Genomic DNA, 11,659 nt, shown 5'->3' on the forward strand with positions numbered 1-11,659 from the left:
CTCAAAGAGACCTCCAGCCCATTGCGTCCCGCCGCACTTCGGGCCACCTCTTGATATCGGGGTGACTCCGGGCCGCGTGAGGGGATCTGGCTCCCCGGGCGCAACGGGCGGCAATCAGCCCCCTGATATCAATACAGTTACTCAACAGGAAAAGTGGCGACAGTGAAGCACGATCAGCAGCAGGGCGAGCCGGATAAACTGGAGAAACTCTCCATCGACACGATCCGCACCCTGTCGATGGATGCGGTGGAGAAGGCGAAGTCCGGCCATCCGGGCAGCGCGATGGGTCTGGCGCCTGCCATGTATGCGCTCTGGGCCAATGACCTGGTCTATGACCCTGCCGCCCCCCACTGGCCGGCGCGCGACCGCTTCGTGCTCTCGGGCGGCCATGTGTCGATGCTGCTTTACGCCATGATCCACCTGGCAGGCATTGAAGAAGCGGTGGACGGCAAGACCACGGGCGCGCCCGCCCTCACTGTTGAGGACATCCGCAATTTCCGCCAGCTCGGCTCCCGCACGCCCGGCCATCCTGAATACGGCCACACCACCGGCGTGGAGGTCACCACCGGGCCTCTGGCGCAGGGTTGTGCCAATGCGGTGGGCATGGCCATGGCCCAGCGCTGGCTTGCCGCGCGTTACGACCGCCCGGGCTTCAGGCTTTTCGACTACCGGGTGACGGCCTTTGCGGGCGACGGCGACATGATGGAAGGCCTCAGCAGCGAGGCAGCCTCCCTGGCCGGGCATCTGGAGCTTGGCAACCTGACCTGGGTTTACGACCGCAACAGCATCTCAATCGAAGGCGACATCGCCCAGACCTTCACGGAAGATGTCGGCGCGCGCTTTAAGGCCTTCGGCTGGCATGTCATCGAGGTTGCCCAGGGCCAGGACGTCCGCGCGGTCACTGATGCGCTGCAGGCGGCCAGGCAGGAGACGTCGCGGCCGAGCCTGGTGATCATCAACACCGTGATCGGCTTCGGCGCGCCCGGCAAGGCGGGCAAGGCCTCGGCGCATGGCGAGCCGCTGGGAGCTGCCGAGCTGGAAGGGGCCAAGCGCGCTTACGGCTGGCCTGAGGACGCCCCGCCCTTCCACGTGCCTGAGGGCGTGCGCGAACATGTCACCGGGGCGCTGTCTGCGCGCGGCACGCCCCGCCACCAGGCCTGGGAGAAGATGTTCGCTGACTACCGCAAAGCCTATCCGCAGGAAGCGGCCGAGCTGGACATGATCTTTTCAGGCCGGCTGCCGCGCGGCTGGGAGGAGATCCTGCCGCACTGGCCTGCCGACCCCAAGGGGATGGCCACCCGCCAGAGTGCGGGCGCAGCGCTCAACGCGCTCGCAGCCACCGTGCCGTGGATGGTGGGCGGGGCGGCCGATCTCGCGCCTTCCACCAAGACCACCATTGAGGGCGGCGGTGACTTCCAGCCGCCCCGGTGGGGCGGCGCTTACGGCGGGCGCAACATCCGTTTCGGCGTGCGCGAGCAGGCCATGGGGGCGATCTGCAACGGCATGGCGCTGAGCGGGCTGCGCAGTTTCTGCGCCGGCTTCATGATCTTTTCCGACTACATGAAGCCGCCGATCCGCCTTTCTGCGCTGATGGGGCTGCCGGTCACTTATGTATTCACCCATGATTCCATCGGCGTGGGCGAGGACGGCCCCACCCACCAGCCGATCGAGCAGCTCGCCCAGCTGCGCGCCACCCCCAACCTGACCGTCATCCGCCCCGCTGACGCCAATGAGGCGGCTGAAGCCTGGCGGGTGGTCATGAAGCATGACACCGGCCCCGTGGCGCTGGCGCTCACGCGCCAGGCGGTTCCCACGCTTGACCGCACGAAATATGCGCCTGCCTCCCTGCTGGCGATGGGCGGTTACGTGCTGGCCAATGCGGGCGGCAACCGGCCCGAGGTCATCCTGATGGCCAGCGGCTCTGAAGTGCCGCTGGTGGTGGCTGCCTATGAGCGCCTGGTGGCTGAAGGGGTGCGCGCGCGCGTGGTGTCGCTGCCGAGCTGGGAGCTGTTCGAAGCGCAGGAGGAGATCTACCGCCGTTCTGTCCTGCCGCCCTTTGTCAAGGCGCGCGTCGGGGTGGAGATGGGCGCGCCGCTGGGCTGGGATCGCTACGTGGGGCCTGAAGGCACCATGATCGCCATGCGCGATTTCGGCGTCTCGGCTCCAGCCCCTGAGCTGATGGCGCAGTACGGCTTCACGGTGGACAATATCTGCAAGGCCGCCCGCGCCCAGATCGCAGCCCACCGCCCGCCCGAAAAGCCCCGCGCTGAAGCGAGAAGTTGCCCTTATCCCCATGGGGAGGGCGCGCCGGCCGCTCAGGCTCAGGATACGGGGGCCCAGGCTGCAGGAGCGCATGACCCGCACAGCCAGCTGGCCCAGGCGGGCATGCAGTGCGGGGGCTCGCGCCTGCTGGCCGAGCTGCGGGCGAAAGAAGCGGCCCGCAAGGAAGCTGAGCAGAAAGAGACAGATCAGGATCAGGATTGAGACGGCCTGAAACAGGCGCCTGAAACACGAGCCGGGAAACAGGGGCCGGGGCACTGGACAGGCGCGCCTGTCCTGCGGCAGCCTGAGGGGCAATGAAATGAAGGAGAAGGCTGCAATGGCTGAAGCGTCTGCTGGCAGAACCGACAACCCGCTCAAGCGCCTGGCTGGCTGCGGGCAGGCGCCGTGGCTGGACTTCATCAGCCGCGACTTCATTGCCAGCGGCGATCTCTACAGGCTGGTGCAGGAGGACGGGATCACGGGCGTGACCTCCAACCCGGCCATCTTTGAAAAAGCCATCGGCCAGGGCGAGGAATATGCGCCTGAGATCGCCCGCCTGCTGCAGGAGGACAAGCTCCTGCGGCGTGAGCAGATCTATGAACGCCTGGCCATCGAGGACATCCGCGGCGCGTGCGAAGTGCTCAAGCCGGTCTATGAGGCCACGTCAGGCCGTGACGGCTATGTCAGCTTCGAGGTTTCCCCTTTTCTGGCCCATGACAGCTGGGAGACCGAGCAGGAAGCTCACCGTCTCTGGGAGGCGGTTGACCGCCCCAATCTGATGATCAAATTGCCTGCCACCGATGTAGGGGTAGAAGAAACGAAAACCCTTACCGCGCAGGGGATCAACGTCAACGTGACGCTGCTCTTCTCGGTTGCGACTTACGCGCGGGTGCTCGAGGCCTATCTGCGCGGGCTGGAACAGCGTGTCGCCAGGGGCAAGGACATCAGACAGGTTGCAGGCGTGGCGTCCTTCTTCATCAGCCGGATCGACAGCGCGGTGGATGGGGAGATCGACCGCCGCCTGGCCGAAGGCGACCCTGACAGCGCAGCCTTGAAGGCCTTGCGCGGCAAGGTGGCGGTGGCCTGCGGCGTGCTGGCTTACGCGCATCTGCAGGAGGTCCTGGCCTCCCCGCGCTGGGCGGCTCTGGCGGCCAAGGGTGCGCAGCCCCAGCGCCTGCTCTGGGCCAGCACCAGCACGAAGGACAAGGCCTACAGCGACACCAAATATGTCGAAGCGCTCATCGGGGCCCATACGGTCGACACCCTGCCGCCTGTCACGCTGGCGGCCTTCCGCGATCACGGCACGGTGCGCCAGAGCCTGCCTGGCGACGTGGAGGCGGCGCGTGCGGTCATCGCCGAGGCTGAGCGGCTGGGGCTTGACCTGCCGAAAATGTCTGAAAAGCTCCTGGCTGAAGGCTGCACGGCCTTCGAGAAGGCTTTTGAGACATTGCTGGACGCTGTGGAAGCCCGGCGCATGGAAGTCCTGGGCATCAGCGAGCCGATCGCCCCGAAGCTCATTTCCTGTAAGGATGCCTATCCTCTCTGGGTCGAGGAAACAGCGAGTTGTTGCTATTTCACTCCGGATTGCGAAGACGATGAATTGATCCAGCGCATCTGGGAACGCGATCCCAAGATCTGGACAGGCGGCAGGGAAGGGGAGTGGCTGGGCTGGCTGTCCGCCCCGCGCGATGGTCTTGAGCACATCAAGCAGTATGAAGACTTCGCGCGTGACGTGAAGGCGGGCGGTTACACTGACGTTCTGCTGCTTGGCATGGGCGGCTCCAGCCTTGGGCCTGAGGTGCTGAAGGAAGTGTTCGGCCATGTTCCTGGCTGGCCTGAGCTGCACGTGCTCGACAGCACGGACCCCGAGCAGGTGGCGGAAATGGCTGCCAAAGTGAATCTGGCCAAGACGCTGTTCATCGTCTCGAGCAAGTCGGGCAGCACGCTGGAGCCCAATATTCTGTTTGCCTATTTCTGGGCTGCGGCTGAGAAGGCGCTGGGCAAGGCGCCCGGGGCGCATTTTGTTGCGGTGACGGACCCGAACTCCTCGATGGAGAAGACAGCCAAGGAACACGGGTTCGGGCATATTTTCTTCGGCAATGCGCAGATCGGCGGCCGATATTCTGTGCTGTCGCCCTTCGGCATGGTGCCTGCTGCGGCTGCGGGTTACAACGTGCGCGGCCTGCTCGAGAATGCCTTGCTGATGGCCGACCGGTGCAACCCCGAAGACGCTTGGGATGCTTTAAGTCTTGGAAAAGGCCTGGGGTGTGTCGGCAGATCCTCCTCCAGAGACAAAGTGACTTTTGTGGGCAGCGGCAAGCTGGCGGCTGTGGGGGCCTGGCTTGAGCAGCTGCTTGCCGAGAGCACCGGCAAGCAGGGCAAAGCTCTGATCCCGATCATAGGCGAAGCCCCAGGTGCGCCTGACAAATATGGCGAAGACCGTTTCTTCATCAATCTGCGCATGGCGGGTGAAGCGCAGGATCCCAAGCTGAAGGCCTTGCTGGAGGTTGACGATCTATCGATGGCTCCCACTTGGGTGGATGAGAAATACCCCAGCTATGAAATCCAGATGGATAACCTGCTGCAGCTGGGACAGGTCTTCTACCTGTTTGAGTTCGCCACCGCCGTGGCAGCGGCGATGATGGAGGTCAATCCGTTCGATCAACCTGATGTGGAAGTCAGCAAGGTCGAAACCCGCAAGCTGCTTTCAACTTGTGAGCAGACCGGCAAGCTCCCGCCCGAGGAACCCTTTGCCGTGGACGGAGACCTTGCCTTCTACGCCGATCCCAAAAACGCTGAAGCCCTCGAGAAAGCTGCAGGCGGGCGCACGGATGCGGTATCGCTGCTCAAGGCGCAGCTTGAGCGCGTGAAGCCTGGCGATTACGTGGGGCTGCTTGCCTATATCGCCCGCACGCCCGGCCACATCGCCTGGACGCAGGAGGTGCGGCACATGCTGCGCGACGGCCTGCATGTGGCGACAGCGGCCGAGTTCGGGCCGCGCTTTCTGCACTCCACCGGCCAGGCCTACAAGGGCGGGCCCAACACGGGGGTGTTCCTGCAGGTGACGTCCGACAAGGCGAAAGACCTGGAGATCCCGGGCCATCCCTACACGTTCGGGGTGGTGCAGGCGGCGCAGGCGCGGGGGGATTTCGACGTGCTGGCCGCGCGTGACCGGCGCGCGCTGCGGGTGCATATCCGCGGGCCGCTGGAGGAGGGGCTGAAAAAATTGTCACAGGCCCTTCAAATCGCTTTGAAAGAGGCAGATCATGTACGCGGTTCCTGACCGAGTCAGAGTCTGCCGCTCGGCCTGCAGTTGTGGAGACATGTCATATGTCCGTTCCTGGTAACAAACTTCTCTCCCTCTCTTTCGCTCTTCCCGAGCAGGTGGCTGCGGGCGTAACCGCTGCCCTGCAGAGCTGGGCGCGCGACAAGCGCGTTCAGCGCATCTGGGAACGCGATCCCAAGGTGTGGACGGGCGGCAAGGAAGGGGAGTGGCTGGGCTGGCTGTCTGCCCCGCGCGACGGGCTTGAGCACATCAAGCAATATGAAGACTTCGCGCGTGACGTGAAGGCAGGCGGTTACACGGACGTTCTGCTGCTTGGCATGGGGGGCTCCAGCCTTGGCCCTGAGGTGCTGAAGGAAGTGTTCGGCCATGTTCCGGGTTGGCCTGAGCTGCACGTGCTCGACAGCACGGACCCCGAGCAGGTGGCGGAAATGGCTGCCAAAGTGGATCTGGCCAAGACGCTGTTCATCGTCTCGAGCAAGTCGGGCAGCACGCTGGAGCCCAACATCCTGTTTGCCTATTTCTGGGCTGCCGCTGAGAAGGCGCTGGGCAAGCCGCCCGGGGCGCATTTTGTTGCGGTGACGGACCCGAACTCCTCGATGGAGAAGACGGCGAAGGAACACGGGTTCGGGCATATTTTCTTTGGCAATGCGCAGATCGGCGGCCGGTATTCTGTGCTGTCGCCCTTCGGCATGGTGCCTGCTGCGGCTGCGGGTTACAACGTGCGCGGCCTGCTCGAGAATGCCCTGCTGATGGCTGAGGCCTGCACCAACGTGCCGCCAGAAGTCAATCCAGGCGTGGAACTCGGCCTGGCGCTGGGCGTTGCGGCCACCCGCCTTGACTGTGACAAGGTCACCTATGTCGGCAGCAAAAAGCTTGCAGCCGTGGGCGCGTGGCTTGAGCAGCTCATCGCTGAAAGCACCGGCAAGATAGGCAAGGGGCTGGTGCCGATCGACGCTGAGGCGCTGAGCGGGCCGGAAGCTTACGGCCGCGACCGTTTCTTCGTTGATCTGCGCCTGGCCGGTGAAGCGCCCAACCCCAAGCTCAAGCCCCTGGAGGCGGCGGGCTTCCCGGTGGTCGACATCCAGCTGGCTGACCTGCTGCAGCTGGGCCAGGCTTTCTTCCTGTTCGAGTTCGCCACCGCCGTGGCGGGTGTGGAGCTTGGGATCGACCCGTTTGATCAGCCGGACGTGGAGTTCAGCAAGGTCGAGACGCGCAAGCTGACCACAGCCTACGGGGAAACAGGCAAGCTCCCCCCTGAAGAGCCGTTTGCGGTGGACGGAGACCTTGCTTTCTACGCCAACCCCAAAAACGCTGAAGCCCTCAGCAAGGCTGCAGGCGGGCGCCTGGACGCGGTATCGCTCCTCAAGGCGCAGCTTGAGCGCGTGAAGCCTGGCGATTACGTGGGTCTGCTTGCCTATATCGCCCGCACGCCCGGCCACATCGCCTGGGCGCAGGAGGTGCGGCACATGCTGCGCGACGGCCTGCATGTGGCGACAGCCGCTGAATTCGGGCCGCGCTTTCTGCACTCCACCGGCCAGGCCTACAAGGGCGGGCCCAACACGGGGGTGTTCCTGCAGGTGACGTCCGACAAGGCCAAAGACCTGGAGATCCCGGGCCATCCCTACACGTTCGGGGTGGTGCAGGCGGCGCAGGCGCGGGGGGATTTCGACGTGCTGGCCGCGCGTGACCGGCGCGCGCTGCGGGTGCATATCCGCGGGCCGCTGGAGGAGGGGCTGAAGAAGCTGGAGAGGGACCTGAAAACCGCTCTGAAAGGAAGTTGATTATATGCGTATCGGGATAATCGGTCTGGGACGGATGGGCAGCAACATCGCTGTCCGCCTGACGCGTCACGGCCATGACGTCGTCCTGCATGACCGCACCCCGGAAGTGACTGAAAAGACCGTCGCCCGCTGTGAGCCGGGCCTGGCGCAGGGCGCTGCCACCTATGAGGAGATGGTCGAGCTGCTGGGCGCCAGCAAAGGCAACGGCAAGGACGGCAGCGGGAGCCAGGAGCGCCGCATCGTCTGGATCATGCTGCCGGCCGGCGAGGTCACGGAAAATGCCGTCCATAAGATGGGCAACCTGCTTGGCAAGGGCGATATCATCATTGATGGCGGCAACACCTATTACAAGGACGACATCCGCCGCGCCGAAGAGCTGGCTGCCAAGGGAATCGACTATGTGGATGTCGGCACTTCAGGCGGGGTGTGGGGGCTCGATCGCGGCTACTGCATGATGTATGGAGGCGCGCCCGAAGCTGCGGAACATATCGACCCCATCCTCAAGGCCCTGGCGCCGGGCAGGGGGGACATCCCCCGCACGCCTGACCGCAAGCCCCACACCCATAACGCGCGCGCCGAGGAAGGCTATCTCTATTGCGGCAAGGCGGGGTCGGGGCATTTCGTGAAGATGATCCATAACGGGATCGAATACGGGCTCATGCAGGCCTATGCCGAAGGCTTCGACGTGCTGAAATCGAAGAATTCCATGCGCCTGCCCGAAAACGAGCGCTATGACTTCAACCTGGCCGATGTGGCCGAAGTCTGGCGGCGCGGCAGCGTGGTGTCCTCATGGCTTCTGGACCTCACAGCCGAGGCCCTGGCGCGCAGCGATGACCTGACCGGCTTCAGCGGCGAGGTCAGCGATTCAGGCGAAGGGCGCTGGTCGATCGAGGCGGCGATTGAAGAGGACGTGCCGGTGCCTGTCATGACAGCCGCGCTGTTTGCGCGTTTCCGCTCGCGCAGCGGCAATACCTTTGCCGAAAAGGCGCTCTCAGCCATGCGCTTCGGCTTCGGCGGGCATGTCGAGCGCAAGTGAGCCCGCCAATGCGGCCCCCAGTAAGGCCAGCAACAAGAAGCACAAGAGACGAGCCCCGGAAAGGTTGAGGACATGACGCGCGCAACAGAGACCAGCCCGGCCCAGGCCCCCATCCGCCTGGTGGTGACCGATGTGGACGGCACCCTTCTCGACCCCGACAGGCAGCTGACGCCCCAGACCATTGCTGCAGCGCGCAAGCTGCAGCAGGCAGGCGTGGGGCTTGCCCTGTGCAGCGCGCGTGCGCCCGGCGCCCTGCTGCGCATCATGGAAGCGCTGCAGATCACCGGGCCGTGCGCCGCCTTCAATGGCGGGGCGCTCTTTCAGGCGGACGGCGTGGTGGACAAGAACCTCTTCCTGCAGCCGGAAGTCACGCGCCTGCTGATCAATGCGCTTGAGAGCGAGCCGGTGGAAACCTGGCTGCAGAACGACACGCAGTGGCTGGTGCGCGACGCCCAGACGCCGCTCGTGCGCCAGGAGGCTGAGAGCAGCGGGCTGGTGCCCACCCAGGTTGCCAACCTTGCCGACCATGTCGAAGGCATCAACCGGGTGGTGGCCATGGGGGTGGAAGCGCCGGTGGTGGCCAGTCTTGACGGCTGGCTGGTGGGGCAGTTCGGCGGTTTTGCCGCCATCGCCCGCTCCATGCCGTGCCGCATCAACATCACCGCCCCTGACGCCAACAAGGGCAATGCGCTTGCTGACCTGGCGCGGCTCTACAAGGTGCCTCTCAGCGAAGTGGCGGCCCTGGGCGATGCGCCCAACGATATCGGCATGCTGCGCGAGGCGGGGCTTGGGATCGCGATGGGGCAGTCGCCCGAGTCTGTCAAGGCCTATGCGCAGGCAGTGACGGGCAGCAATGCACAGAACGGCTGGGCAGAAGCGGTCGAGAAGTTCATTATGCCCCGCGTGCAGGTCGGCTGAAGGCCCGGCCCTGCCGTCATGACCGAAGAGGGGAGTGCCCAACGTGACCACTGATATCCGCCATGCGGAAGTCGAGATCCTGCCCGACAATGACGCCGTTGCCGAAAAGATGGCCGAGATCCTGATCGAGGCCATCCGCCGCAAGCTCGCTTCAGGCGCGCCGGTGGCGCGGATCGCCCTTTCAGGCGGCTCCACCCCCAAGCGCCTGTTCGAGATCCTGGCCCGCCCCGACATGGCCGGGCGCATCGACTGGAAGCGCGTCGAGCTGTTCTACGGCGATGAGCGCCACGTGCCTGCAGGCCATGCCGACAGCAACCACACCATGGCGCTTCAGACCCTGCTTTCGCATGTGCCCATCCCGCCAGGCCAGGTGCACCCCGTTCCCACCGCAGGCACGCCTGCCCAGGATGCGGCGCTGTACCAGCAGGCGCTGCAGAAGGCTTACGGCAGTGACGTGCTGCAGAAGGGCCGCCCGCTTTTTGACGTGGTGATGCTGGGGCTGGGGCCTGACGGGCACACGGCCTCCCTTTTTCCCGACCAGCCGGTGCTCGGGGAGAAAAATCTCTGGGTTTCCACCGCCGCGCCCACCCATGTTCCCCATGAACGCGTGACTTTGACCTATCCGGCCCTTGCATCGAGCGATCTCGTGGTGTTTCTCATCACGGGCAAAGGCAAGGTGCCGATGCTCAAGCGCCTGCGTGAGGGGGATCCGTCCATTCCGGCGGCTCATGTCACCTCGGACGGGCGGATTCTCATTCTGGCCGACCGGGCGGCAGCCGGCGAAACGCCGTAACCTGCGCGGGTACTGACGGGAAGGCTGCAGACTTCACCACTTATGAGCCATTTCTTATGACAGACGTCCTTATGACCGCCCCCCCGGCCGCGGAGACAGCGGAAACGGCGCAAGCCGTCTCCCCGCTTGCCGAGGCCGGGGTCATGAGCCTTGACGCCTGCAAGCGCCTGGCTGCGCGGTCTGCGGCCGACCTGGCGGAGCCCGGGATGATCGTGGGGCTGGGCACCGGCAGCACGGCGGCCTTCATGGTCGAGCGCCTGGGCGAGCGCGTGGCCGAGGGGCTCGACATCAAGGCCATCCCCACCTCGAATGCGATCGAGGCGCTGGCCCGCTCGCTGAACATTCCCCTGACCGATTTCGCCACCCATCCGGTGCTCGACATGGCGATCGACGGCGCTGATGAGGTGGAGCGCGGCAGCCTCCATCTCATCAAGGGGCTGGGGGGCGCGCTGCTGCGCGAGAAGATCGTTGCGCGCGCGGCAAAGCGTTTTGTCGTGATGGTTGATTTCACCAAGCCGGTGGACCGTCTGGGTGCCAGGACGCCCGTTCCGGTGGAGGTGGTGCCGTTCGGCTGGCAGTGCACTTCCGTGGTGCTGGGCCAGCTGGGGGCGAAACTCATTTCCCCCCGCCGCGGCCCCAACGGTGACCTGGCCGTGACGGATAACGGCAATTTGATCCTTGATTGCGATTTCGGTCCCATCAAGGATGTCCAAGAACTTGCGACCCGGCTGGACGGCGCTGTAGGCGTCGTGGAACACGGGTTGTTTCCATGCATGGCCACCGATGTGGTGGTGGCAACAGACAGGGAGATCGAACAATGGACCCCATGAGCAGCGAACCGACGCCTGCACAGGAAAACGCCTGCAAGACGGCAGGCGCCATGATCGCCAAGGATCTGAAACGACCTGCCATTCCGCCGCAGTATATCGTCGTCATGGGGGTTTCAGGCACCGGCAAGACGACGGTGGCCGTGGCCCTTGCCGACCTGATGGGCTGGCCCTTCCAGGAAGGCGATGACCTGCACCCGCCTTCCAATGTCGAGAAGATGCGCAACGGCCATCCCCTCAACGATGATGACCGCGCGCCCTGGCTTGAGCTGTGCCATGACTGGCTTGCCAAGCAGGTCAAGGCCGGCCACGGCGCCGTGCTGACCTGCTCGTCGCTCAAGCGCCGCTACCGCGAGATCCTGGCCAAGGGCCTGCCGGTGGAGTTCGTCTATCTCTACACCACGCCTGAAGTGGTGGAGCAGCGCATCAAGGCGCGCACGGGCCATTACATGCCGCCCACTCTGCTGCCCAGCCAGTTCGCAACGCTCGAGGAGCCTGCCACCGACGAGCCGGTGATCGTGGTTTCGGGCGATGCCACGCCGTCGGAAATCCTTGAGATGCTGCTGTGCTACCTGGAGCTGCACCCCGAAGGGACCAAGTGCAAGGTTGAAGCGCATATGTCGAAATCCGATCACGGCCGCACCGCCCAGAACTGACCCGCAACGGATCGCTTCTGCCCAGAGCCTGACCAGGCGTCTGCTCCTCTTCTCATGGAAGGGGGCAGGCGCCTTTCCTGTTCCGGTCTGTTCCGTCAGG

Annotated in this window: 8 protein-coding genes; all 8 read left to right on the top strand. The window is 64.8% G+C overall.

Annotated elements, in window-relative coordinates; all coding sequences use genetic code 11:
- Window positions 1-162: 162 nt before the first annotated feature.
- Window positions 163-2,484, top strand: coding sequence for a transketolase (tkt, locus tag E3E11_RS06410; RefSeq protein ID WP_269203635.1), 2,322 nt, complete (start codon window positions 163-165; stop codon window positions 2,482-2,484).
- Between the two features lie 115 nt (window positions 2,485-2,599).
- Entirely contained in the window at window positions 2,600-5,545 is a 2,946-nt protein-coding gene (locus E3E11_RS06415) for a bifunctional transaldolase/phosoglucose isomerase (RefSeq protein WP_141451663.1), read from the top strand.
- A 47-nt stretch (window positions 5,546-5,592) separates the two neighbouring features.
- A complete protein-coding gene (locus tag E3E11_RS06420) occupies window positions 5,593-7,329 on the top strand; it encodes a bifunctional transaldolase/phosoglucose isomerase (protein ID WP_141451664.1) in 1,737 nt (578 codons plus the stop codon).
- Between the two features lie 4 nt (window positions 7,330-7,333).
- Window positions 7,334-8,365 (top strand): phosphogluconate dehydrogenase (NAD(+)-dependent, decarboxylating), encoded by a 1,032-nt coding sequence (gene gnd / locus E3E11_RS06425; RefSeq protein WP_141451665.1) that lies wholly within the window; start codon window positions 7,334-7,336, stop codon window positions 8,363-8,365.
- Between the two features lie 72 nt (window positions 8,366-8,437).
- Window positions 8,438-9,283 carry a Cof-type HAD-IIB family hydrolase gene (locus E3E11_RS06430; protein WP_141451666.1) on the top strand — a complete coding sequence of 282 codons (846 nt, stop codon included), beginning with the start codon at window positions 8,438-8,440 and terminating at the stop codon, window positions 9,281-9,283.
- Window positions 9,284-9,326: 43 nt separating this feature from the next.
- On the top strand, window positions 9,327-10,076 hold the full coding sequence (gene pgl / locus E3E11_RS06435; RefSeq protein WP_141451667.1) for a 6-phosphogluconolactonase: 750 nt from the start codon (window positions 9,327-9,329) through the stop codon (window positions 10,074-10,076).
- Between the two features lie 143 nt (window positions 10,077-10,219).
- Complete coding sequence (gene rpiA / locus E3E11_RS06440) at window positions 10,220-10,906, top strand: ribose-5-phosphate isomerase RpiA (RefSeq protein WP_141452198.1); 687 nt, start codon at window positions 10,220-10,222, stop codon at window positions 10,904-10,906.
- Between the two features lie 50 nt (window positions 10,907-10,956).
- Complete coding sequence (locus E3E11_RS06445; protein ID WP_231119044.1) at window positions 10,957-11,559, top strand: gluconokinase; 603 nt, start codon at window positions 10,957-10,959, stop codon at window positions 11,557-11,559.
- The last annotated feature ends 100 nt before the right edge of the window (window positions 11,560-11,659 follow it).

Source organism: Oecophyllibacter saccharovorans (genome assembly GCF_006542375.1).
GTDB lineage: Bacteria > Pseudomonadota > Alphaproteobacteria > Acetobacterales > Acetobacteraceae > Oecophyllibacter > Oecophyllibacter saccharovorans.

Bases quoted from the DNA above. Each gene is read 5' to 3' on its own strand.
- E3E11_RS06415 (WP_141451663.1), top strand. From the start codon at position 2,600: ATGGCTGAAGCGTCTGCTGGCAGAACCGACAACCCGCTCAAGCGCCTG.
- E3E11_RS06445 (WP_231119044.1), top strand. From the start codon at position 10,957: ATGATCGCCAAGGATCTGAAACGACCTGCCATTCCGCCGCAGTATATC.
- E3E11_RS06420 (WP_141451664.1), top strand. From the start codon at position 5,593: ATGTCCGTTCCTGGTAACAAACTTCTCTCCCTCTCTTTCGCTCTTCCC.
- rpiA (WP_141452198.1), top strand. From the start codon at position 10,220: ATGAGCCTTGACGCCTGCAAGCGCCTGGCTGCGCGGTCTGCGGCCGAC.
- gnd (WP_141451665.1), top strand. From the start codon at position 7,334: ATGCGTATCGGGATAATCGGTCTGGGACGGATGGGCAGCAACATCGCT.
- E3E11_RS06430 (WP_141451666.1), top strand. From the start codon at position 8,438: ATGACGCGCGCAACAGAGACCAGCCCGGCCCAGGCCCCCATCCGCCTG.